This window comes from Desulfovibrio diazotrophicus (genome assembly GCF_902498985.2).
Taxonomy (GTDB): Bacteria; Desulfobacterota; Desulfovibrionia; order Desulfovibrionales; family Desulfovibrionaceae; genus Desulfovibrio; species Desulfovibrio legallii.
Window position 1 is genome coordinate 855,962 of the sequence record NZ_OX346397.1, and the last position, 22,931, is coordinate 878,892.

The 22,931-nt window shown below is 62.1% G+C and carries 15 protein-coding genes, 1 tRNA gene and 1 pseudogene; 9 read left to right on the forward strand and 8 right to left on the reverse strand.

The genetic code is table 11. The features are described 5' to 3' along the window. The first annotated feature begins 150 nt into the window (after positions 1–150). Entirely contained in the window at positions 151–606 is a 456-nt protein-coding gene (locus J7I12_RS03705) for a hypothetical protein (RefSeq protein ID WP_118229042.1), read from the forward strand. Positions 607–678: 72 nt separating this feature from the next. Continuing rightward, entirely contained in the window at positions 679–3,351 is a 2,673-nt protein-coding gene (locus J7I12_RS03710; protein WP_303192804.1) for a ComEC/Rec2 family competence protein, read from the forward strand. A gap of 488 nt (positions 3,352–3,839) precedes the next feature. Here J7I12_RS03710 and J7I12_RS03715 read toward each other — a convergent pair whose 3' ends face one another. The 3 genes from J7I12_RS03715 to J7I12_RS03725 all read right to left on the reverse strand — a co-directional run bounded on the left by J7I12_RS03715 (position 3,840) and on the right by J7I12_RS03725 (position 6,743). Continuing rightward, entirely contained in the window at positions 3,840–4,919 is a 1,080-nt protein-coding gene (locus tag J7I12_RS03715; protein ID WP_118229044.1) for a glycosyltransferase family protein, read from the reverse strand. 60 nt (positions 4,920–4,979) lie between these two features. After that, entirely contained in the window at positions 4,980–5,957 is a 978-nt protein-coding gene (locus J7I12_RS03720) for a DMT family transporter (protein ID WP_165450850.1), read from the reverse strand. A gap of 225 nt (positions 5,958–6,182) precedes the next feature. Continuing rightward, positions 6,183–6,743 (reverse strand): MarR family winged helix-turn-helix transcriptional regulator, encoded by a 561-nt coding sequence (locus J7I12_RS03725; protein ID WP_118229046.1) that lies wholly within the window; start codon positions 6,741–6,743, stop codon positions 6,183–6,185. Positions 6,744–6,838: 95 nt separating this feature from the next. Between J7I12_RS03725 and J7I12_RS03730 the strand changes: the two genes are divergently transcribed. From J7I12_RS03730 to J7I12_RS03740, 3 genes are all read left to right on the forward strand, one after another. Further along, entirely contained in the window at positions 6,839–7,429 is a 591-nt protein-coding gene (locus J7I12_RS03730; RefSeq protein WP_302548703.1) for a cyclase family protein, read from the forward strand. A 1,149-nt stretch (positions 7,430–8,578) separates the two neighbouring features. Beyond that, on the forward strand, positions 8,579–9,166 hold the full coding sequence (locus tag J7I12_RS03735) for a tetratricopeptide repeat protein (protein WP_118229048.1): 588 nt from the start codon (positions 8,579–8,581) through the stop codon (positions 9,164–9,166). A gap of 249 nt (positions 9,167–9,415) precedes the next feature. Next, on the forward strand, positions 9,416–11,122 hold the full coding sequence (locus tag J7I12_RS03740) for a methyltransferase domain-containing protein (RefSeq protein ID WP_302548702.1): 1,707 nt from the start codon (positions 9,416–9,418) through the stop codon (positions 11,120–11,122). 100 nt (positions 11,123–11,222) lie between these two features. Here J7I12_RS03740 and J7I12_RS03745 read toward each other — a convergent pair whose 3' ends face one another. Then, the gene (locus J7I12_RS03745; protein ID WP_288907643.1) at positions 11,223–12,488 is read right to left on the reverse strand and encodes a BaiN/RdsA family NAD(P)/FAD-dependent oxidoreductase; all 1,266 of its coding nucleotides are present in this window, start codon (positions 12,486–12,488) and stop codon (positions 11,223–11,225) included. 55 nt (positions 12,489–12,543) lie between these two features. On the opposite strand from J7I12_RS03745, the gene J7I12_RS03750 reads away from it, so the two are divergent. After that, positions 12,544–13,542 (forward strand): YheT family hydrolase, encoded by a 999-nt coding sequence (locus J7I12_RS03750; protein WP_288907641.1) that lies wholly within the window; start codon positions 12,544–12,546, stop codon positions 13,540–13,542. A gap of 3 nt (positions 13,543–13,545) precedes the next feature. On the opposite strand, the gene J7I12_RS03755 is transcribed toward J7I12_RS03750, so the two are convergent. Beyond that, positions 13,546–15,864, reverse strand: coding sequence for a methyl-accepting chemotaxis protein (locus J7I12_RS03755; protein WP_302548701.1), 2,319 nt, complete (start codon positions 15,862–15,864; stop codon positions 13,546–13,548). Positions 15,865–16,523: 659 nt separating this feature from the next. On the opposite strand from J7I12_RS03755, the gene J7I12_RS03760 reads away from it, so the two are divergent. The 3 genes and pseudogenes from J7I12_RS03760 to J7I12_RS03770 all read left to right on the forward strand — a co-directional run. Next, positions 16,524–17,693, forward strand: a complete 1,170-nt coding sequence (locus J7I12_RS03760) for an iron-containing alcohol dehydrogenase (RefSeq protein WP_118229053.1) — start codon at positions 16,524–16,526, stop codon at positions 17,691–17,693. 708 nt (positions 17,694–18,401) lie between these two features. Then, on the forward strand, positions 18,402–20,156 hold the full coding sequence (locus tag J7I12_RS03765) for a sigma 54-interacting transcriptional regulator (RefSeq protein WP_498794024.1): 1,755 nt from the start codon (positions 18,402–18,404) through the stop codon (positions 20,154–20,156). Between the two features lie 24 nt (positions 20,157–20,180). Next, positions 20,181–20,273, forward strand: a pseudogene (locus tag J7I12_RS03770) (transposase); the annotation flags it as partial. Between the two features lie 189 nt (positions 20,274–20,462). Here J7I12_RS03770 and J7I12_RS03775 read toward each other — a convergent pair. The 3 genes from J7I12_RS03775 to lysS form a co-directional block, all read right to left on the reverse strand. Further along, positions 20,463–20,538, reverse strand: a tRNA-Thr gene (locus J7I12_RS03775). A 65-nt stretch (positions 20,539–20,603) separates the two neighbouring features. After that, on the reverse strand, positions 20,604–21,212 hold the full coding sequence (gene yjgA / locus J7I12_RS03780; protein ID WP_303193288.1) for a ribosome biogenesis factor YjgA: 609 nt from the start codon (positions 21,210–21,212) through the stop codon (positions 20,604–20,606). 6 nt (positions 21,213–21,218) lie between these two features. After that, positions 21,219–22,724, reverse strand: a complete 1,506-nt coding sequence (lysS, locus tag J7I12_RS03785; RefSeq protein WP_270229496.1) for a lysine--tRNA ligase — start codon at positions 22,722–22,724, stop codon at positions 21,219–21,221. Positions 22,725–22,931 lie beyond the last annotated feature (207 nt).

Below are 22,931 nucleotides of genomic sequence, written 5' to 3' on the forward strand. Positions count from 1 at the left end.
GCGTCCGCATAAGCAATCCGCTCCAGGAAGGCCGCACAAGAGCATTGTATTTTGTCGCGGCATTGCATACAAGAAGCCTGCTCTCCGGAGTGGGCTTCTTGCCGTCCCGAGGGCCTGTGCTCCAGACCATTTTTGTGGGGGGGGGACATCATGGGCAAATTTTTCGCAGCGGCAGCGCTTTTACTGCTTCTGGCCGCGTCTGCGTCCGCTGAAGAAGTGACTACCAGATATTTTACAGCTGACATTCCAGATAGTTGGAGGGTGGTGATGGCCCCCACAGAAAGCCAGGGCACCACCACGGCCATCTTTACCAACGCCGCCGGCACCACGACCGTGCGCTTTGTCGTTGGCCCCACCGGCGGAGCCGACGCCAAAACCATTGCCGCCCTGTTCGCGGACCAGTTCAAAGCGCCCAAGCCGCCCACAGAACGCAACGGGCAGTACGGCTTTGCCTTCACGGAACAAAAAGCGCCTGGTCAGGCCTGGGTGGCCACGTCCGGCGATGTATTCATGGTCACGACCTTTACCGGCGACCGCAAAACCGGTCTGGCCTTTGTGCGCCGCTACATCAAAAGTCAGGACTACGCGGACCTGCTGCCCCGTTAGCAGCTGACCGCGCTGCCGCGCCTTTTTCCAGAACCGCGCGCGGCCCCGGCACGTTCCCGGCCCGTCACAGCCATGCGCCATCCTCCGCTGCAAGCCCCTCTCCTCTGGCAGACCTTTCTGGCCTTCTGGGTGGCGGGGCTGCTGGCGGCGGTCTGGCCCTGGCCTGCGCTGTGCTGCCTTTTGGTCCTTGTTGTGGCGGATGCCCGTTTGTGGCGGCCAACCCGCCTGGCCACGGGGATGTTTTTGCTGCTGGCGGGCTTTTGTGTGGCCCATGTCCAGCTGTACGGCAGCTTTCGGCCTCTGACCCACAGCTATACAGCCGCCTCGCCATCCTGGCTTGCCGCCGGGCAAACGCCCCGACTGTGCGGCCGGGTGCGGGACGTGCAGGGCCTGCCGGACAAGCGTCTGCGTCTGCTGCTGGCGGACGTGCGGTCAATCGATACGGCGACCAGTTCTCCCGCATCCGCTGCAAGCGCCCCTTTGTCCGACCTGACCGCCTGGACCTGGGAGGAGCCGAGCTTTGCCCCCTTGCCGGGGCAGACCGTCTGCCTCAGCCGACGGCCCCTGCCTGTGCGGGGTTTTATCAATCCCGGCCTGACGGACTGGGGCCTGTGGTGGGCGGCCCAGGGCGTGCGTTGGCGACTGTGGAGCCGGGGGACGGGCCACAACCCGGAACTGCTTGGCGAACCCACGCTTTCAGCCCGCTGGCGTGAGAATCTGCGTCAGGACTTTTGCACGGCGCTGGGCCTGCCCGACGGCGCGCGCCGTACGCAGGCGGCACTTTCGTCCAATGGCCGCCCGCAGGGGCGCGGCCCCTCTACACCGTTCAATCCTGACAGCCGTGACGCCGACGCCGCCGTTCCGCAGGGCAAGGCCATCCTGCTGGCGCTGCTGTTCGGCGACCGCCGCTATCTCACGCAGGATACCCTGGACAATTTTTCCGCCGCCACCCTGACCCACAGCCTGGCCCTTTCTGGCCAGCATCTGGCCGTGGCCGGTCTGGTGGGGCTGCTCTGCGTGCTGGCGGCGGCCCGCCTGCGTCCTGGCCTGTACTTACGCCAGCCGCGCGCCGTACTGACCTTGCTGGCCAGCCTGCCGCCGGCACTGGCCTATCTGTGGCTGGGCAATGCGCCGCCTTCTCTGCTGCGGGCGGCGGTCATGCTCCTGGCCCTGGCCTTCTGGCTGCTGCGCGGGCGCGTCTGCACAACGCTGGACGCCCTCTGCGCCGCCCTGCTCTGCATTACTCTGGCTGCGCCTCTGAGCGTCTTTGATACGGGCCTGCAGCTTTCCGTGCTCTGTGTGGCCGCCATAGGCATGGGCTTGCCCTGGCTGCGCGTCCTGCTGCCGAAAAGGCCCGCACCCCACAAATCCCCAGGGCAGTGGAGCCTTTTTCGGCGGGCAGTGCGGCCGCTGGCGCAGATTTTTCTTGTTTCTCTGGGCATACAGGTAGCCTTGCTGCCCCTCAACATCCTGCTCTTCGGCAATGCGGGCCAGTGGTTCGCCCTCAACGTGTTCTGGCTGCCCGTGGCGGATCTGCTGGTCTTGCCCGCCGCCGTGGCGGGCCTGGGGCTGGCCGCCCTGGGGGCCGTGGACGCCGCCGGTCTGGTGCTGTACCTGGCAACCCTGCCCTGCACTGTTCTGGCGGACGGTCTGGACTGGCTTGCCAGTGCCGGGCTGCTGCGTAATCCGACACTGCTGCGCCCCCATTGGACAGCCCTCCCCGCCTTTGCCGCCCTGCTCACGGCCCTGGCCTACAAGGCCGGACGCCCATCGTTTTCTCCGGCAGCGCGTCGCCTGCTGGCGCTGGGGGCGGTTCTGCTCTGTGCAGGACCGCTGCTGCGGCTGCAGGCCCGCACGACGCCGGACGTGACACTGCAGGTGCTGGACGTGGGCCAGGGTGAGGCGCTGGTCCTACGCCTGCCCGGACACGTGCGCCTGCTTCTGGACGGCGGGGGCGGCTTTTCCCCCCGATTTGACCCCGGCAAGGCTTTGGTCGCGCCGGCTTTGACAACAAACGATGCGCCGCGTCTGGCGGCCGTGTGCAACAGCCACCCCGATCTGGACCACATGGGCGGCCTTATCCACGTGCTGCAGGCGCTGGACGTGCCCTTGCTGCTGGACAACGGCCAGGACAACAAAGGGGCGCGCGGCGCGCTCTGGCGCGCTGCCAGGCTGGCCCACCAGGCCCGCGCTCTGGCCGACGGCGACGTACTGCTGCTGGGCGACCCCGCCCTGGACCTGCGGCTGGAAATCCTGCACCCGCCGCGCCCGGCTGCCGGCACGGCGGGCACAACAAAAAAAGCAGCGCTGGCTGACGAAAGCGACACCGCTTTTCAGAGCGGCAATAACGCTTCGGTGGTGGCCCGGCTCACCTGTCGGGGACAAGGTCTGGCCCTGTTTACGGGCGATGCGGAAAAACCTGTGCTGCGCCGACTGCTGCGCGCGGGCCGGGACCTGCGGGCAGCGGTGCTCGTGGCCCCGCACCACGGATCAGACAACAGCTTTCTGGCTGCGTTCTATCGGGCGGTGCAGCCCCGGCTGGTGCTGGCCGCTTGCGGCTTTGAAAATCGCTACGGCTATCCGGGACGGCGGCTGCGCGCCTGGCTGCAGCATGAAGCAATTCCCTTGCTGGACACAGGCCGCCACGGCGCCCTTACCGTTACCTGGCCCCGGCGGGGCCCAGGATTCGCGCCGCCTGTGGCAAGCGCCGCCCTGCCCTACGCCCCAGAAATGTCGTACCGCTAACGTCTATTCCTGTTGAAAAAATTTTCTTGGGGCATTTCAGCTTTGCAATGCCCCGGCGGTTGCCTGAACAGCCGTTCGCCGTGGAGGCGCACACGCAGCTTCAGCCCCGTTACGACGCAGGAGCTTGGCCCGTTACGACGCAGGAAGTTACAGGCAAAGGCAGCAGAACTAGCTGTTGATGCAGGCAGTATAGCTATTTATTTGCACTGTTAGAGCATTTAACACTTGAAATGCTCGCTTACGGTAGGCAAAAGCCTGCCTTCTCGCATTTCGTGGCAAGGATTTTCAATAAAATCCTTGCAGAGCAGTTAGCTCATTTCATTCGCTAACTGCTCTAGCATTGGGGCGAACGTGTCTTTATCTTTTGTGATATATATTTTAAAAGGTAATATGCTCTAAAGAAACAGCCATCGTCAGGGGTGAAGCATTCCGTTTCTGCCTGTTGCAGTGGCTCAACGCATCCACAACTCCCCCACCATAACGTCCCTCTATTCTTCCACGCGCGGCTCGCCGCTGGCGGGAAGCGTGCCGTGGCGAATGAAGTAGTCCACCAGGCCGAAGACAGTTTCATTGCCGCAAAAACGGCCCGTGGCAATGGCGGCCCGATAGGCGGGAAGATTGGCTTCAAAGCGGCGCAGCAGGTCGGGCTTGAGGGTGAGCATGTCCGCCTGCATGCCGTAGCCCAGACGTTCGATATAGAGCGCGTTGAAGCGTTGTTCAACCATCGCTTTAAGGGGCAGGGTCAGGATAGGCTTGCCCAGGTGCAGGGCTTCGCCCATAAGGGTATGGCCGCCGCCCTGGATGACGTAGGCGCAGCCTTCCAGCAGGCGCAAAAAGCCTTCTTCGCTTTTGCGCATGAAGACCACATTGCCTTCACGGCCTTCGGTACGGTCGTAGCCGTAGACATAGCAGATTCTGTCGGTAGCCGCGCGCAGAAAATCCACCAGAGCGCGGTGGGTGGAATTGCTTTGGTAGACCAGCACATGGCCCGCGTCGTGGGGCTGTAGGGCCAGCACGCTGTCCCGCAGGATGGGCGGGGCAATGCGGGCCTTGTAGCGCGGCAGTACCGGCGGGGCGTAGAAGGAAATGATCAGATTTTCCGCCGTGGGGCGAAAGAGGTAGCGGGGGGTGAGGCCCTGGATGGCGGCGTCCCACCACATGTCGCGGGGCAGGTCGTGGCGGCAGCAGGTAATGACGTGCTGGTGGTCCAGGGTCAGACATGGCAGACCTGCGCGCTCCGCCGCGCGGGGCACGAAATATTCCAGGTCCGTCATGCACACGTCGGGGCGGAACTGGTCAATAAGGCGCGAAACCTCGTCGATGTACCGCTGTCTGTGCCAGAGCAGGGGCAGGGCCCGGCGTACGGTGGCAGGCAGGTCTACCCGGTAGTTTTTAAAGACCGTTCCCAGGTTGGGGATGCGGCATACGGGAAATTCCGGCTCCAGCACCTTGGGCGCGTCGTCGTTGGCCACAAACAGAAACTGGTGCCGCCCCAGGCGGCGCGCAATGGTGAGTCCGCGCATGGCGTGGCCGTGGCCGGTGCCGTGAATGCCGTAAAGTACACGCATGGTGCTCCTTTGCCGCGTTATGGCGGCGCGGAAGAGCCTACCAACGGGCATGGGCCGGCGTCAACGCGCCCGGCGACCGGGAGCGGCATTTTTTGAACTGCCCCTTGTTCTGTATGCGTCCGCAGGGACGCGCCGTTCAGCCTTTGACTCCCCCGAAGGGACCGCCCCGCCTTCTGCTCCGCCCACCAGCGTAAAAAGAGCCAGCGCGGCCAGCACAATGCCGCCGCCCGCCACGGTGGCTCCATCCGGCAGCCCGCCGGTCACGCCATAGTCCAGCAGCAGCGCCAGAAAGGGCGTCAAAAACATATAGTTGGTCACAAGGCTGGTGCGCGGCGTTATGGCCAGAGCCCGGCTCCAGCACAAATAGGCAGCAGCACTGGGAAAGACGCCCAGAAAACCGGCCAGGGCCAGCGCGCCCGGCGTTGCGGCGCGCACCTCGCGCAGGGTTTCCGGCACAAAGAACAGCAGCATGGCCGTGCCCGCAAAAAAGCTCCAGGCCGTGATCTGCACGGCGCTGTAAAAGGGCGCAAGGCCGCGCTGCAGGATATTGTACACGCTTAACAGCAGGGCTGCCAGCAAAACCCAGGCAATGCCGGGGGCCAGCACAAGGCTGCGGCCCCCGCCGTTCATGACCACAACGCCGCTGAACGCCAGGGCTAGGGCGCACCAGCGCAGGGCGTGCAACCTTTCGTCGAAAATCAGACGGGCCAGCACGGCGGTGATGATGGGCGTTGTGGCAATGACAATGCAGTTGGTGGTGGGATTCAGGGTTACGGACCCCAGATTGAAGGTCAGCGTATAGAGCGCGAAGCCGCACAGGCCGGAAAGCGCAAGCAACGGCAGATGCCGGAGGCGCGGACGGGCCACGCCCCCCGCCGCGGCCAGGGCCGCAAAAAGCAGCGCCGCCACGCCGCAGCGCAGCAGGCTCAGCACGCCCGGAGAAAAATATGCCAAAGCCAGTTTGGTAAAAACATAGGCGCTAGACCACAGAACAACCGTCACCAGCGCATAAAGCTGGCTGCACGCCGCAACACCCATGCTCCCTCCGTTGCCGTACCATAAAAATCCGCTGTCCCCACAAGGCAAAAGCCGGTGGGCGTTCACTCTGGGGCATGCCTGCGCCGACATGCCCCGGCGGCTGCGGAAGCAGACGCCCGCCGCAACGGCGTAAGCGCAGATATGCGTCCCGGTAAGCGCCAAGGCGCGCATACCGTAACCTTGCAGTACACATTGCCGCGGCCCTGGCCGTCCGGCGCCCTCCCCTTACGGGGCTTCCTTCTCCCGACGGTCGGCCCCCCGCATGGCCGCATCTGCCTGCAGCAGCGTCGCCGCATTGGCCAGAATATGCCTGTTGGACGCGCTTAGGGCTTCGGAAACGCGCTCCAGCATGCGAACAAACAGGGCCAGTTCGGTTTCGGAACAGGCTTTAAGCCGCGTCCACAGCATATCCTCGGCCAGAGCGTGCAACGTCTGGTGGATGCGCGCCGCGTGCCACCCCTTGGGGGTCAGGGTGTAGTGCCGGCTTTTCCTGTCGCCGGGAAGCGTGCGCGTCTGGATAAAACCGGCCACCTGCAACCGGGCGGCCATTTTGGAAACGCCGCCGCGGGTCATCCGCAGTTTTCTGGCGGCCGTCGCGCCGTTGACCGCCCCTTCCGCGGCAATGAGGGCCAGAAAGTGCAGTTCCGTAAGGATCAGGCCGCCCAGGCCCTCTTCCACCAGGGTAAAGCCCACTTTGTCAAAAAGGCCGTCCACCTCTTCCATGCGTTGCACAAGGCTGAAAATGCCCGCCATAACCTGCGGCTTCAAAGTGTCTTTTTCCGGCATACGCTCCGCCTTTGCTGGGTACGCCAGCGTAACAGACTTTTGTTGACAAGGAAACAAAATATAGATAGTTTCCCAGGAAACAAAAGGAGAGCGCCATGCTTCTGGACCTCAGCCTTCCCTTACGGCCGGAAAATTTCTGCAGTCTGGTCCCCACGCGCGCTGCCGCACTGCACGTGCCCCTGGAGCGTTTCGGGCATCTGGGCACACACCTTGATCTTATGGGACAGACGTGGCCGCAAGCCAATTTTTTGCGGCAGGGCCGGGTGTTTGATCTGCGCCATGTGCGCGGCAGGGATGTGGGCGTAGGGGATCTGCCGTGCGCGGACATTGCCCCCGGCACGTTCATTTTTCTGCGTACCGGCGTGCTGGAAGCGTTCGCCTACGGCAGCGAGGCCTATGCGCACGCGCCCGTGCAGCTTTCATGGAACCTGCTGGAAGCCTTGACGGACCGCAGGGTTGCCATGATTGGTGTGGACTGCGCCGGCGTTCGCTTGCCGGCTGAACACAAGAAAGCCGATGACTTTTGCGCCGCAGCGGGAACCTTTGTGGTGGAAAACGTCTATAACCTTGCAGCCCTGTGCGCTGCCGCCGGCGCGGCGACCTTTGCCGTCAGGACCTTTCCTCTGCGCCTTGAGGAGAGCACAGGGCTGCCCTGCCGCATTATGGCGGAACTTCCGGACGCCTGAAGCACTATGCCCGTAACACGCATGGCGCGGAGCCCTTTATCCCGCGCCTTTCTCTGGCCACAGGCGGCAAAAAAAGGCATTAACGGTCCGCCACCCCCGGACGGCTGCAAACAACTCTTTCCTGTACCGTAGTGCCCAAAACTTCTGTTTTGCTTTACCCTGTCAGGAAGCCTGCCCGGCCGGAAGCGGCAGCGCTGAGCCGCGTCCCCCAGGCCGCCCAGGGCCTGCAGTGCGCCAAAGCCGCCGCCTGCTGGCCTTGCTGCGGCGCGCCGTGCCCGAACTGTCAGGGCATCCACCCAACTCCGCGTCAGCGCGGCCTTTTCCTCCTGCGGGCGCGTCTTGACGCCCGGCAAAGCGTTCTCTACCATATGGGTGCATAAGAGGGCATTTCTATGGATGTTTTTGCGGCAGCGGCGGCCCCGACGGGGCCGGTCTGCAATACGGGGCCGGTCAGCAACGTGGTCATTCCCGTGTTCAACCGGCCGACGGCCACCTGCGTGACCATCGAGGCCCTGAACCACACAACGCGGGACGTGCCCTTTTGCATTACGGTGGTGGACAACGGCAGCGAACCTGACCTGGTGCGCAGCCTGCAGCACTGGCGGGAAGAAGGCCGCATTGACCATCTTTTTCTGCTGCCGCGCAATATGGGCGTGGCCTGCGCCGCCAATGTGGGCTGGGAACTGGTGGACGCCCCCTTGTACATGAAACGGGACAACGCTACGGCCATGGTCCGCCGACACTGGCTGCGCGACCTGCTGGCCCTTTGGCGGCACGGGCGGCAGCCCTCCACCCTGGGCGGGGCCTTTAACCGCGAAATGTTGCGCAGACACCCCGGCGGCCTGGTTACGCCGGGAGGCGAACTGGGCTGCTGCGCAGACAACCTGCCGGGCCAGGCCGTGTTTATCCCCCGTGCAGTGGCGGATACGTTGGGCTTCTGGAATGAAGAATACGGCCTACATGGCGGCGAGGATGGCGACTACGGCCTGCGCATGCGCTGCGCGGGGCTGCCGCCGTTGTCAGCGCCCGCTTTCGGGCGCACCTTCTGCATTTTAGCCTCAATCAGGAAGAGCGCGCCCTCATGGACGCCCTGCTGCCCTGACACGGCCAGCGGGCATAACACATTTTGCAGACAGTATGGGAAAAAGCATGAACATCAGCCAAATCCGTCTGGGCTTGGGCCGCGTAAAATCCAGCTGTGCGCGCCGCGACCTGGAACGCGCTCTGGACCTGGCCATTGCCGCGCTGGATGCGCTGGGCGGGCAAACGCCGCCGACGGATCTGCGCGGCGACATCCGCAACGCCGTCGCCAGCCTGGCCGCGGACCCGGACATCAGGGCCCACGCCCCTGCCCCTCTGGCCTATCAGCCCGGCATGGAACAGGACTTGGCCCGCAGTCTGCGCCAGGTGCGGGACGGCCTGAAAAACGCCCAGGAACAGGAAGATTATGCGGCAACCCTGCAGCGCAAGCAACAGCTGGACCGCTGGTTCAAGGACGGCAAGGCCTTTCTGGCCCAAGGCAAGCCCTCAGAGGCCGACGCCTGTTTTGCCGAAGCCCTGCGCCATTACCGGGATGAAACGGCCCTGTTCGGCATGATGGCCAAAGCCATGATGGAGGCCGGCGAATATGTGCGCGCCCTAGGGCACATCCGCGCCGGACTGAAGGCAAACCCGGGCAACGCCGCTCTGGCCGATCTGGCCGAAGCGTGCGCCAGCTTGCGTCAGCAGGGGAAATAGCCGCGTACAGGCGGTACAATCGCCCTTGCGCGGCTTTGCCCTAAAGCAGATTACCTTTGGGAATACGTATTCTCAAAGTTTACGGCACACTCGTTCCAGCGCTTAACCGCGCAAATAACTTGTGTTTGCGCCTCCACGGCGGGCGCCTGCTTACGCAACCGCCAGGGCATTTCAACGTTGAAGTGCCCCAGGGGGTTGCCTGCCACTGTTTTCTACGCGCCACATTGCGCAGTGTGGCAAGGGGCCTCTATGGCATATTTTTCCAATATCAATGCGGAACTTCTGGAAAAAATCCCTGTCACCAGCGGGAGTGTTCTGGAGATCGGCTGTGCTGAAGGTCAATTCGGGGCGGCTTTCCTGGCGCGGCATCCGGAAGCCGTGTATGTGGGGGTGGAACTACTGCCGGAGGTGGCGGCAAAGGCTGCCCAACGCCTGCCCACGGTGCTCTCGGGCAGCATTGAAGACGACGACGTTTTGGCGGCGGTGACCGCAGCGGCTCCGCCAGACGGCTTTGCCGTGCTGGTTCTGGGGGATGTGCTTGAACATCTGCGCGACCCCTGGCGTGCCCTGACCCGCCTGCGCGCTCTGCTGCGGCCGGATGGCCTGTGCGCAGCCTGCATCCCCAATGTGGCGCACTGGTCCGTGGTCCTGCCGCTGTTGCAGGGCAAATGGGAATATGCGGAAAACGGCCTGCTGGACCGCACGCACCTGCGTTTTTTTACCCTGGAATCTATGCGCGAACTGTTCAGAAAGGCAGGCTTTGCAGCCCTGGAGGCCAGTCCTCGCGTGCTCTGGCCAGAAAAGACCGCACCGCCCCTGCAGGCCCTGACCAAGGCCGCCGCAAGCCTGGGCATTGACGCCGCCACAGTGCAGCGCAATGCGGCCCCCTACCAATGGCTGCTGCGGGCCTTTGCCGGGCAGCTCCCCACGCCTTTGAGCGTGGCCGCCCTGGGGTTGCGCGAACAAGGCGGCGTAACCCGCGCGCGGGTGGACGCGCCCCTCACCGCCCTGGCTACCCGGCCCGGCGTGCGGGTGGCCTATGGCCACGCCAGCCTGGAACTGCCCACGGATATGCCGCCCGGCGTTTATATCTTTCACCGCTACTTTCTGCATGAGGCGGGAATGCAGCGCAAGCTGGAAGACCTTGTGGCCGCCGGCTGGGCAGTCGTTTCGGAAATTGACGACGACCCGCACCACTGGCCCCAGTATGTGGACTCGGATTTTTACGCCTTTCGGGCGGTGCACGCGGTCACCTGCAGCACCCCCCTGCTGGCGGACATGCTGCGTCCTTTCAATCCCAACGTTTTTGTGCTGCCCAATGCCGTGTCGCGGCTGGAGCCTTTTGCCCGGGCCACCCCCAAGGACGGCACACGCTGCAAAATCTTTTTCGGGGCCTTTAACCGTCAGGAAGACTGGGCCGCCATGGCCCCCACGCTCTACCCCGCCTTGCACGATCTGGGCGACGCCGTGGAGCTGGTTGTGGTCAATGACCGGGATATTTTTGACGCCGTACCCGCCGGCATTGCCAGGACCTTCCACCCTCGCCTGCGGCACGGGGACTACATGCGGGTGCTGGCGGGCTGTGATTTGGCCTTGCTGCCCCTCAACGATACCCCCTTCAATAACTTCAAGTCTGACTTGAAGTTTGTGGAATGCTGCGCCGCAGGGGTCGTGCCCGTCTGCTCCCCTGTGGTCTATGATTCTCGCCCGGAACACCGGGAAATCGGCGTTTTTGTCCCGCCTGGGGGCAACTGGGGCAAGGCCGTGCACAACCTCTGCCGCGATCCGGACGAACTGCTTGCCCGCCGGCAACGCGGCCTGACCTATGTGGCCCACCAGCGCATGTTCCACCACCAGACCGCTGCGCGCGAGGCTCTCTACCGCCACCTGGCGCAGACCCGTCCCCAGCTGGAGGCCCAACGCCGCGCCCGGCTGGCGGCATGGAAAGAGGCCTGAGGAAAAAAAGACGCCGTAGGATCGAACAAGAAGGGACTTATTTTTTTACAGTATGACGGGGAGCATGTTTGGGCCACGCGGACGCGGCATAAGGCCGCAATCAGGCCCGCCGCGCCGCCGCCCTGCCCGCCAGCACTCCGCTGGCCCAGGCCCAGTGCAGGTTATAGCCGCCGAGCAGCCCCGTAACGTCCAGCACTTCCCCCACCATATACAGGCCCGGCACGTGTCGGCTTTGCAGGGTCTGCGGGTCCAGGCCCGCAAGCGCCACGCCCCCGGCGCAAACTTCGGCCTGTTTCAGCCCGGCCAGCCCCACAGGCCGCAGCGTATGGGCGTGCACCGCCGCGTCCAGGGCCTGCCGTGCGGCGCGCGAAAGTTCAGCAATCTTGCGGCGCGCCAGCTCCGGCGGCAGCAAAACGTCGGCCAAACGCTGGGGCATGTGGCGGCAGAGCAGCCCCCGCGGGGTCTGCGCGCCTGCCCCCGGCGCGTCCAGCAGGGTCGCCAGACGTGCCCTGGGCAGAAAATCCAGCCGGATGTCCTGTCCTTCCTCCCAGAACAACGAAGCCTTGAGCGCCGCCGGACCGCTCAACCCCGTATGCGTGCAGAGCAGATCGTCTTCAAAAACATGTTCCTGCTGTGAGCCGCACATGGGTAGCGTCAGGCGCACAGGCAGGCTCAGACCGGCCAGCCCAGGCAAGGGAGAATCCGGCCCCAGCAAAAAGGGGGTCAGAGCCGGACGGGGCGGCACAATGGCGTGGCCCAGCGCCGCAGCCAGGCTGTAGCCCAAGCCGCAACCGCCCACCTTGGGCGCGGCCGGACTGCCCGCCGCCAGGACCACAGCCCCGGCCCGCAGTTCGTCCTGCGGCGTAGTTACAACAAAACCCTGTGGCGTGACGCGCACGCCGCTCACCGGCGTACGGCAGAGCAGACGGCAGCCCCGCGCTTGACAATCCGCCGTCAGAGCGGCCACAAGACGCTGCGCCGGCGCCTTGAGGAAGAGCCGCCCCTGGGCGCGTTCCTCAAAGGGCAGGCCCCAGGCGCGCACCAGATGCAGCAGCCGTTCCGGCGTAAAGGCCCGCAGAGCCGACACGCAGAAAACGCCCTCCGCATCACCACAACGGTAGTCCTGCGGACGTATGGATAGATTGCTGAAATTGGCCTTACCGCCGCCGCAGACGGCAAGTTTGCGGCCAGGAGCGGCGTTGCGCTCCAGCAGGGTCACGCGCAGGCCTCGCCCGGCAGCCTCCCGCGCGCACATAAGCCCGGCGGCTCCGGCCCCCACCACCAGCAGGTCCGCAGCCTGCGGCGCGTCCGCCTGCGGGTTTGACAGGCCGCGCGGCGCGGCGCTATGGGGAAAAAAAGCAGTCATGCGGCCACGGTATACGAGGCCGCCCCTGCTGCCAAGTCCCCCTGCCGAGGTTTGCATGCCCATTATCGCCTCCAGCTATGTTGCGCCCTTGCACCTGCGCAACGGCCACGTCAACACGGTCTGGCCCGTGCTTTTCCGTCCGCACCCCACCCTGGCGGCGGGGGTGCGGCGCGTTCGCCTGGACACGCCCGACCATGATTTTCTGGATCTGGACCTGCACCCTTCTCTGGGGCCGGACGGTCGGGAATGCCCCTTTGGGCAGGGGCGCGGCGTGGCAATCCTCTCGCACGGGCTGGAGGGCAACAGCCGCCGCAAGTATGTGCTGGGCATGGCCAACATGCTGCGGGCCGAAGGCTTTGACTGCCTGGCCTGGAACATGCGCTCCTGCTCCGGCGTGTCCAACCGTACCAGCCGCCTGTACCATATGGGGGAAATTGAAGACCTGGGCACGGTGGTCCGCTATGCCGAAGGCTTTGACCGCCCCTTGCTGCTGGCGGGCTTCAGCATGGGGGGCAACCAGATTTGCCGCTACCTGGGTCGCGGCCCGGTTTCGCCCCTGCTGCGGCTGGCGGTGGCCGTGTCCGTCCCCTGCGATCTGCCCGCTGCGGCCCCGGTCATGGACGGCCCGGCCTGCCGCCTGTATATGTGGTATTTTTTGCGGACCCTGCGCCAAAAGGTGCGGGAAAAAGCAACCCGTTTTCCGGGCTATCCTTCCGTGGAGGGCCTGGAGCGCATCCGGACCTTTGCGGCCTTTGACCAGCGCTTTACGGCCCCCACTTTCGGCTTTGCCTCGGCTCGGGACTACTGGGAGAAAAACGCCGTTTTGCCCGACCTGCCGCGCATCGCCGTGCCCACCTTGCTCCTGCTGGCGGCGGACGACCCCTTTTGCGCGCCCTCCTGCTACCCGTGGGAGACCGCCCGGCACAATCCCAACCTCTATCTGGAGGTGGCCCCCCACGGGGGGCATGTGGGCTTTGTGCAGGCGGGCCCCCTCTACTACAGCGAGGCACGGGCGCAGGACTTTGTGCGCCGACTGTGGCCGGTGCGGGACTAACGCTCAGTCATCCGCCCGCAGGGCGGCAATGAGCTTTTCCAGATCCTGCGCCTGCCGGGCCAACTCGGTGATCGCCGTGGCGCACTGGGCCATAGCCTGGTCCGTTTCTGTGGCGATGCCGCTGATGGCGCTGATGGCCCGATTGATTTCCTCTGAAGAGGCGGACTGCTGCTCCGCTGCGGCAGCTATGGAGTGGACCTGATCCCCGGCCATGCCCACCAGGTTCAGGATTTCTTCCATGGCCTCGCCGGAATGTCTGGCCATGCCCGTGGCCTCCGTCACGCGGGCCACGGCGTTTTCCATCTGGCTTACGGCGTCGGTGGTGCCGCTTTGGATGCCGCCGATGGCCTGGCGCACCTCGGTGGTGGCATGGGCTGTTTTTTCCGCCAGTTTGCGCACTTCATCGGCCACCACGGCAAAGCCGCGTCCGGCCTCGCCGGCCCGCGCCGCCTCAATGGCCGCATTAAGCGCCAGCAGGTTGGTCTGGTCTGCAATATCCGAAATCACGCCCATGATGGTCCCGATATCCCGGGCCTGTTCGCCCAGATGCTGCATAATCTCCGTCAGTCGGCCGGACTCGTCCCGGATGCCCAACACGGCTTCGGCCACAGAGGAAACCAGCGCCGCGCCGTCCTGCGCCTTTTGCTTTACCGCATCGGCGCTTTCGGAGGTGGCCCCGGCATTGCGCGCCACCTCCAGAATGGTGGCGTTCATTTCCTCCACAGCGGCGGCCGTGTCCTGCACGCGGTGGCTCTGCTCCCGCGCGCCCGAACTGGATTTGCCGATCTGGGCCGAAAGCTGCTGCGAGGCCTGGGCCATGCGCTCCACCACTTGCCCGGCCTCGACGGCGGCGCGGGCAATGGCGGCGTTTTGGGCTTCAATCCGGCTTTTCTGGGAGTGGATTTCCGTCAAATCGTTCCAAAAGGCGATGGCCCCAAGCATGACGCCGTCCAAATCATAGAAGGGAGTGGTGTGCACAGAAACGCGCAGCTGCCGACCAGAGGGTGTCGTATAGTCGAATTCTCCGGACAATGTCTTGCGCTCTTCCATGGCTTTGTCCGAAAGGGTTCTCGCTGTGGCGTCGTTGCGGAAGAACAATCCCGATCTCTGCCCCAGATACGATTCTTTTGTGCCGTTCTTTTCCAGCAGGGCGCACATGGCGTCATTGACCCAGATCATGGTAAAGTCCGGCCCCACAATGCCGCAGGGCGCGGGGATGCCGTCCAGCACCCCCTGGGAAAAGCCCAGACGCTTTTTAAGTTCGTTCACCATGCTTTGCAGATTGTCCGCGAACACGGCCATCTCTGCCCGAAAGTGCCCTTCCAGCCGCGCTTTGAAGTTGCCCGCGGCAATACTGTCGGTAAAGTCTGTCAACGCGCGCAGGGGCGTAAACACCAGACGACGGTTCAGCGTGGTCAGCATCAAGGTCGTGAACGCCATGGCCCCCAACCCCACCAGCAACAGCACATGACGTTGCGCCGTGGCCGGAGCCGTTAGCTCACTGTCATAGGCGCTCATGCAAACCAGCCACCCCGTGGCGGGCACCGTGGCTACAAACAGAAATTTGTCCTCACCCCGCCATGGGTAGTAAATAATGCCCTTGCCCTTCTCAAGGGCCTGACGCACAAATGTCTCACTGGAAAGATCCTTAAGCAGCAAGGATTTATCCGTACTGTGGGCGATAATGCGCCCGGCTGTGTCCAGCATAAAGCCGTAGCCGCGCTGGCCCAGCTTGATAGGATCCACAGTTTCGACGGTAAAGGAGTTCCAGCGCGGACATACGGCCACGGCTCCCAGCAGGGCGCCGTCAGCGTCGCGCACGGCTCTGGCCGCCACATAGATGAGCGTGTCGCCTGAAGTGGCCTTCATGACGCCGCTGCTGAAGGCCACGGCCTTACCGCTGAAAATGGCCTTGCTGTAGTCCCTGTCCGCACGGTCGCCGCCGACCAGGCTTTTGCCCTCGGCATTCTGCCCGGCAACAATTTTGCCTTTGGCGTCAAAGGCAAAAACAGACCAATAGTCGGGAAAAGCCTTCGCATAGGCGGCCATGAGCGCCTGCGCCCCTTCTGCCGGGCCACCGCGCAAGGCTTGGCGCACCGCCGCCTGCTCCGACAAAGAGGTAGCCACATCCACCGACTGCCGGATGTAATTTTCCGCCGAGCGGGCCACAATAGTGGCGGTTTGCTCCAGCGCGTCGTTCTGGACGCCGGAAACCATCCGGTAGGAGGATGTGGACACATAGGCCACCAGAACGCCGATAACCACAATAATGGCGAGTGCGCTGACCAGAGCGCTGATGGTATTGATGCGTAGCTGTCGCATAACTGTCTCGTTGTCGGCTGAGGGTAGAGGGCCTGGAGCGGCCAAGGGAAAAACAGGATGGCTGAACCGGATCAGCGCCACGCGCAGGGCGTCGCAGGGGCTCCTTATGCAGCACATCGTTACTAATAAAAATAACTTTAGAGCGCAATATGCAAAAAAGGCCGATTCGGCCTTGGCAGCAGAGTAACCAATTAACCCTGCTGCATATGTTTTTTATTCAGTTAAAACGTATGGCGCCGCAAGCGGCATACTTGCTTTTGCCCGACGCCAGGCAGCAAGAGACAGCCCCGCAGGGCCCTTACATGTTATGTTTAACATGTAAAAATCTTTACATGCGCCGCCCACCCTTCTTAACATGTGAATAAAATAACATAATGCTTTCAAATTGTTGTATATTTTACAAACATGGCACGCCCTTTGCTTTGCTTGTCTGGGCTGAAGTCAGGCATATGCGCACCACCGCAATACCGCGCCCACGCCGTTTATCAGCGTTTTACCCATAGAGCAGTTAGCGAATGAAATGAGCTAACTGCTCTGCAAGGATTTTCTTGAAAATCCTTGCCACGAAATGCGAGAAGGCAGGCTTTTGCCTGCCGTAAGCGAGCATTTCAAGCGTTAAATGCTCTAGTTGAACCCCTCAAGCTCAAAGGAGACACCCCATGTCCACTGTCACTGCTTTTCAACTGGCTGACATTCTCTTTACGGGGGCCGGCGCTCTGGGCAAGACCCCGGACCTGCTCAAGAACGCCGGGCTGCATAAGCCCCTCATCGTGACAGACCAGGGCATCGTCAAGGCCGGACTGCCCAAGCAGTTGGAGGCCGTTTTGTCCACGGCCGGCTTCTCGTACGCCATCTACGACAAAACTGTGGCCAACCCTACTGACAATAATGTGGAAGAAGCGTTTGCCCTGTACAGCAAGGAGTCCTGCGACTGTCTGATTGGTCTCGGCGGCGGCAGCTCCATGGATACGGCCAAGGGCTGCGGCATACTGGCCACCAACGGCGGCTCTATTGACGCCTACCGCGGTCTGGGGTTGCTTAAGGCTCCCCTGCCCTACTTCATTGCCGTACCCACCACGGCCGGCACAGGTTCCGAATCCACCTGCGCCGCGGTCATCACCAACACCAGGAGCGACCATCCATGGAAGATGGCCATCCTGGATGGGCGGCTGCTGCCCAAGGCGGCCATCATCGACCCCCTGCTGATGACTGGCCTGCCGCCGCACATTACCGCCGCCACGGGCATGGACGCCATGACCCACGCCGTGGAAGCCTATATCTCGCTGGGCGCCATGGAATACACCGATTCCCTGGCACTTGGGGCTATCCGCCTGGTGTTCACCTATCTGCGCAGGGCTGTAGCCAACGGCAATGATCTCGTCGCCCGCGAAAAAATGGCCTATGCCCAAACTATGGCCGGCATTGCCTTCAGCAACGCGGGGCTGGGGCTGGTCCACTCCATGGCCCACCCGCTGAGCGCCTTTTACGGCATCTCCCACGGCGACGCCAATGCCCTTGTCCTGCCCTATGTGCTTGATTTCAACAAAATCTCCTGCCGTGAAAAAATGGCGGATATCGCCGTGGCCGCCGGCATCAAAGACCTGGGCCTCTACCCCGAAGACACTGCCGTAGCAGCTATCAAACGACTCAACGCCGACGTGCGCATCCCCACCACCATTACGGAAGCCGGCGCTCGCATAGGCGTGACCATAGACCGCAAAGACATTGCCCCCATGTCCAGGGACGCCCTCAACGAAGTGACGACGCCCACCAACCCCAGAGGCGCTACGCTGAAGGATATTGAAGCCCTATACAACCAGTGCTGGTAACTCTGCCTTCGCAGCACGGGCCTCTGGAGCCGTAACTGCCCGAAGCGTCTGTAAAGCCGTTCTTTTCTGCCATTGGGAGGAGCGGCTTTACAGCAGAAGTATTATACACTTTTTTAATTGTTACAGTGTCCAGCGCCAGCGTGATTATATGAACGCACAAACAAGACCAGAATGAATAACTAATAAAATTTAGCAAAAGGAGGTGAAAGACCCGTAAAGAGTCACACAATACCTTGCACTAAACTTCTGTGCGGGATATTCTTTGTACACGGTATGCAAATTAGCGTGTACAGATGCGCAGCAAGGTCATCGGCCGCGCAGGCCTATAGGACTACTCTTTTCGGGTTAACATACAACAAGGGATAAACAATGCAGATTACAACTGCCTTGGATTCTTCAAATTATCTCAGTGGAATGGTTCTATCAGAATATAAAGAACAACACATACATAATTATTTATTTCCTTTTACTATGCAAAATGGACTTACAACGCCATTTTTGGAAAAAATATACAAAATACGCGAAATGTTCCATAGCGGTGAAATTTCTTATTCTCCGTTTATACGGCCAAGCATTATGCGGTCGTGGCAGCGTGCTTACGCAGCTGGCGTTGACGTAGATAGTGAGCCCATGAGTATATTGGACAATGCTGTTTTTCAAAAAATACTTTCTGAAAATGATTTTCTTGTCAAAGTCGCATCAAGGATTATGGACGAGCTTCTGGAAAATATTTTTCCTTCAGAATGCTGCATCATCCTCACGGATACCGAGGGCGTTTTTTTGCATACTTTGGGATCCGGGGCCGGATTTGGCAGTGGAACAGCCTGCGCCCTGCGTGGGCTGTGCAGTCGTGAAGACGAAGACGGCACCACCGCTATGAGCCTGTGCCTGCAAGAAAAGACTGCAGTATGCGTGTTTGGGTGTGAGCACTACAATCTCCGCTTTGACTGCTGGTCCTGCGCGGCAGCCCCTATTTTCGGCAAGAACGGCACGCTGGTGGGTGGGCTGACCCTGGCGGTAGAACGCGACAAGTTCCACCACCACACCCTTGGCCTGGTCATAGCCGCAGCCAAGGCCATCACCGAACAAATGCGTCTGCGTCACCTGCTGCAGGAACTGCAGGCCATGACGGACCTGCTGGGCGAGGCCGTGCTGGTTTTTGACGCAGGCGGCGCGTTGCGGCTTATCAACCGATACGCCAAGCGCCTGTTTCATGTGCGTAAAGACGTGCTGGGGCAACCCCTGTCGGCCATCGCCACGGTCACAGAGGGAACGGAGCTGCCCGCCTTTGGCGAGAAAGTCAGCGACAGGGAGTGTTCCCTGCAGTTGCGCGACGGCACAACGCTGCACTGTCTGTTTTCCGCTTCGCCCATGCCCGAAGGAGGCCTGTGCGTTACCCTGAGCTCCAGCCAGCGCATGCACAGACTGGCGGGGCGCATCACTGGCGGCAAGGCAATCTACGATTTCGCGGACATCAAGGGCTCTTCCGCGGCTATGGCGCAGTCTTTGCGCTTGGCCAAAGTCGCCAGCGACAACGCCATGACTACATTGATCCTGGGCGAAAGCGGCGTGGGCAAAGAGCTTTTTGCCCAGGCCATCCACAACGGCGGCCCCAGGCGTAATCAGCCCTTCATTGTGGTCAACTGCGGGGCCATACCCCGCGACCTGGTCCAGAGTGAGCTTTTCGGCTATGAAGCCGGCGCCTTTACCGGCGCCAAGCGCCAAGGCACGCCGGGCAAGTTTGAACTGGCCGACGGCGGCACCATTTTTCTGGACGAAATCGGCGATATGCCGCTTTCCGCCCAGATCAGCCTGCTGCGTGTGCTGCAGGAAGGCGAAGTGACCCGTGTGGGCGGCAAACAGCCCACACGGGTGGATGTGCGGGTGGTGGCCGCCACCCACCGGGATCTCAACGCCGCCGTGAGCAACGGCGCTTTTCGACGCGACCTCTACTACCGCCTGAACGTACTGCGTATCCAGGTGCCGCCCCTACGCAGCAGGCGCGAGGACATTGCTGAGCTGGCCATTTTTTTTCTGGAAAAAATTGCAAAGGCCCTGCACAAACCGCTTTCGGGTTTTACCCCGGCAGCGCTGGAGACACTACGGGCCTATGACTGGCCCGGCAATGTGCGCGAGCTGGAAAATCTGCTGGAGCGCACGGCCGTCGTGGCCGCCGGTCCTCGCATAGACGCTGACGACCTGCCGCAGGAATGTACCGCCTCCGGTGCGGCGCAGGGTTCGCATTCCGTCTGTTTCGCCCCCGTGGCGACCGACGCCGCGCCGCCTTCCCAGGAAATTCTTTGCAAGGCTCCCGCAGACCTTGTGGAGGCCTTGCGGCAGGCCGGAGGGAACGTGCGTGTAGCCGCCAGAACCCTGGGCGTGTCACGCGTGACTCTCTATGCGCGCATCAGACGCAGTGGACTTGACCTTGCCGCCATGCGTCGGCAGCATCGGGGTCCATAACCCACGGGCACAAACCTGGGGCGATTCCCTTACAAAATGAAGTTGATTCAACGGCGAGCGTATGGCTTCCGCAACTTCGAAAATTACCGCCTGCGGGTGCGCGTATTGTGCTGCTGAAATGGATGGGGAATTGTTCAGAAACCTGTCGGAAAAACTGCCCGTTGAAGGGGCTTGCCCCCGTCTTTGGTGTAGACCCCCGTTTTTGAGGTAGAGCCGTCTTTGGTGTAGAGCCTGTAGAGCCCCATGACGGGCGGGGCTCCATAATAAAAAAAGGCTACGACAGTATGCCGTAGCCTTTCAACTTCCTGGAGCCCTTGATCAGGATTGAACTGATGACCTCATCCTTACCAAGGATGCACTCTACCGACTGAGCTACAAGGGCGCGGTGACGAAGAAGGTTTGTATCCTAAGCCCCCCAATTCGTCAAGCGTTACGGGCCTGTTTTCTTCAAAATTTTTCCAGATCCGCAGCCTGTTCCCGGCCTGCCGCCGCAAGTCCGCTGCGCAACGCGCGAAAAAGCGCCCGTGCGGCGTGCGGTGCTGTTCCCGCGGCTTTTTCCCGCCGGGCTTCCAGGGTCAGGGCGTACAGTTTTTCCCGCGTCGTGGCTGGGGCGTCCGCCGTAACGCCCTCCGGCGCTGTATCCAGCCCCACCGGCAGAGCGTCCAGCAAGGCGTCCAGCTCCGCTCCTTCAGCAGTCATCAGGCGGTCGCGCCACTGCTCTGCCCGGTGCAGGGCCGCGCTGTCCGCCGTAGCCCGGGCTTGGCGGGCCTCCAGGGCGACGCGCACGGGTTCCGGGTCCACATCACGCATGAGTCGACCAATAAACTGCAGTTGCCTGCGGCGGCCCTCATGATCGCGGATGCGGGCGTAGAGCTCCAGCGCCTCCACCAGGTCAGCGGGCAGGTTGAGCGTGCGCATGTCCCCCAGCGGCAGCCGGGCAAGCTCTGCCCCCAGATCCTGCAAAGCCAGACTGGCGCGTTTTTTGGACGAACGGCTGGGCCGGGGGGCTTCCTCCTGACCGTCGGCGGTCCACTGATAACGTTGGGCGCGGGGCATGGCGGCCTAACTTTCGGGCCGCAGCAGCGGAAAGAGAATGACCTCACGGATGGAGGCCGAATCCGTAAGCAGCATAACCAGCCTGTCTATGCCCACGCCCTGCCCCGCCGCCGGCGGCATGCCGTATTCCAGAGCGCGCAGATAGTCCTCGTCCATGCTATGGGCCTCGTCGTCGCCGGCCTCGCGCTCGCGCACCTGCTCCTCAAATCGCAGACGCTGGTCCACGGGGTCGTTGAGCTCGGAAAAGGCGTTGGAAAGCTCCCGTCCGGTGATAAACAGCTCAAAGCGGTCCGTGATGCCGGGGTTCTGGTCATTTCTTCTTGAAAGTGGAGAAATTTCAGTCGGATAATGGTAAATGAAATGCGGCTGAATGAGCTTAGGCTCCACATCCAGATCAAAGAGCTTGGCCTGAAGTTTCTGCAGGTTTTCGCTGTCCGCCGCCTTTTCGCCGCGCTGGCGGATATAATCCCGCACCCGGTTGTAGTCGTTGTAAAATTCCGGACTGTGCCCACCCACCTGGCTGAGGGAATCGTAAAAACTCAGCCGCTTCCAGGCGCCGGGGGTAAGGTCGATCATCTCGCCCTGATAGGGCACCACCGTGTCGCCGCAGGCCGTGCGCGCCAGATGGGCAAAGAGCTGCTCGGTGAAGTCCATCAGGTCTTCAAAGGTGGCGTACGCCCAGTAGAATTCACACATGGTGAATTCCGGATTGTGACGCGTGTCAATGCCTTCGTTGCGGAAGTTGCGGTTAAGCTCAAAGACTTTTTCAAAGCCGCCCACCAGCAGACGCTTGAGATAGAGCTCCGGCGCGATGCGTAAAAAGAGGTCCAGATCCAGGGCATTGTGGTGCGTTTTGAAGGGCTTGGCCGTAGCCCCGCCGGCCAGGGGCTGCATCATGGGCGTTTCCACTTCCATGAAGCCGTTGTCTTCCATAAAACGGCGGAATTCGCGCACAATAAGGCTGCGCTTCAAAAAAATCTCGCGTGCCCGCGGCGTGACAATCAGGTCCACATAGCGCTGGCGGTAACGCATTTCCAAATCTTTGAGGCCGTGGTACTTTTCCGGCAAAGGTCGCATGGAGCGGGTGATCAGCTTGATGTGCCGACAGGCCACGGTAAGCTCGCCCGTCTTGGTGCGGAACAAATGGCCGGACAGGCCCACAATGTCGCCCACGTCCAGCTTTTTAACGATGGCGTAGTCTTCGGCCGCCATATGTTCCCGCGAAGCGTAGCCCTGGATACGGCCGGTCTGATCCATAATATGGAAAAAGGCCACCTTGCCGAACGAGCGCAGCGAAACAATACGCCCGGCCACGGCAAAGACATCCTCCTGCCGATCCAGCTCCTCCCCTTCCAGGGGGCCGTAGGTTTCCAGCACCCAGTTGATATCGTGCTGTTTTCGGAAATCATTGGGGAAAAGGGGCACGCCCGCATCCAGCAGATCGCAGGCCTTGGTCACACGGTTTTTGACCACTTCGTTGAGGTCGTCACGGGCCGCAAAACTTTCCAGCATGGGCATAAAATAGCCCGCGTGCGGCGACTTGGTGCCCAGCTTCACCGCAGGCTTTTTGTTCTTCTTTTCCCTTTCTTCCACGGAACCAACTCCTACGCTGCCCTGAATTCAAAGAACTGTAACGCTATGCTCTTCAGCCCCCGGCGTCAAGGCTGACGCGCCGCAGAGGTCTTCGTGCCGTACTGGCAAAGGCACAGGGCCTTGTCT

Excerpts from the sequence above, each read along its gene's own strand:
- J7I12_RS03705 (WP_118229042.1), top strand. The coding sequence starts at position 151 with ATGGGCAAATTTTTCGCAGCGGCAGCGCTTTTACTGCTTCTGGCCGCG.
- J7I12_RS03710 (WP_303192804.1), top strand. The coding sequence starts at position 679 with ATGCGCCATCCTCCGCTGCAAGCCCCTCTCCTCTGGCAGACCTTTCTG.
- J7I12_RS03715 (WP_118229044.1), bottom strand. The coding sequence starts at position 4,919 with ATGCGTGTACTTTACGGCATTCACGGCACCGGCCACGGCCACGCCATG.
- J7I12_RS03720 (WP_165450850.1), bottom strand. The coding sequence starts at position 5,957 with ATGGGTGTTGCGGCGTGCAGCCAGCTTTATGCGCTGGTGACGGTTGTT.
- J7I12_RS03725 (WP_118229046.1), bottom strand. The coding sequence starts at position 6,743 with ATGCCGGAAAAAGACACTTTGAAGCCGCAGGTTATGGCGGGCATTTTC.
- J7I12_RS03730 (WP_302548703.1), top strand. The coding sequence starts at position 6,839 with ATGCTTCTGGACCTCAGCCTTCCCTTACGGCCGGAAAATTTCTGCAGT.
- J7I12_RS03735 (WP_118229048.1), top strand. The coding sequence starts at position 8,579 with ATGAACATCAGCCAAATCCGTCTGGGCTTGGGCCGCGTAAAATCCAGC.
- J7I12_RS03740 (WP_302548702.1), top strand. The coding sequence starts at position 9,416 with ATGGCATATTTTTCCAATATCAATGCGGAACTTCTGGAAAAAATCCCT.
- J7I12_RS03745 (WP_288907643.1), bottom strand. The coding sequence starts at position 12,488 with ATGACTGCTTTTTTTCCCCATAGCGCCGCGCCGCGCGGCCTGTCAAAC.
- J7I12_RS03750 (WP_288907641.1), top strand. The coding sequence starts at position 12,544 with ATGCCCATTATCGCCTCCAGCTATGTTGCGCCCTTGCACCTGCGCAAC.
- J7I12_RS03755 (WP_302548701.1), bottom strand. The coding sequence starts at position 15,864 with ATGCGACAGCTACGCATCAATACCATCAGCGCTCTGGTCAGCGCACTC.
- J7I12_RS03760 (WP_118229053.1), top strand. The coding sequence starts at position 16,524 with ATGTCCACTGTCACTGCTTTTCAACTGGCTGACATTCTCTTTACGGGG.
- J7I12_RS03765 (WP_498794024.1), top strand. The coding sequence starts at position 18,402 with ATGGACGAGCTTCTGGAAAATATTTTTCCTTCAGAATGCTGCATCATC.
- yjgA (WP_303193288.1), bottom strand. The coding sequence starts at position 21,212 with ATGCCCCGCGCCCAACGTTATCAGTGGACCGCCGACGGTCAGGAGGAA.
- lysS (WP_270229496.1), bottom strand. The coding sequence starts at position 22,724 with ATGCTGGAAAGTTTTGCGGCCCGTGACGACCTCAACGAAGTGGTCAAA.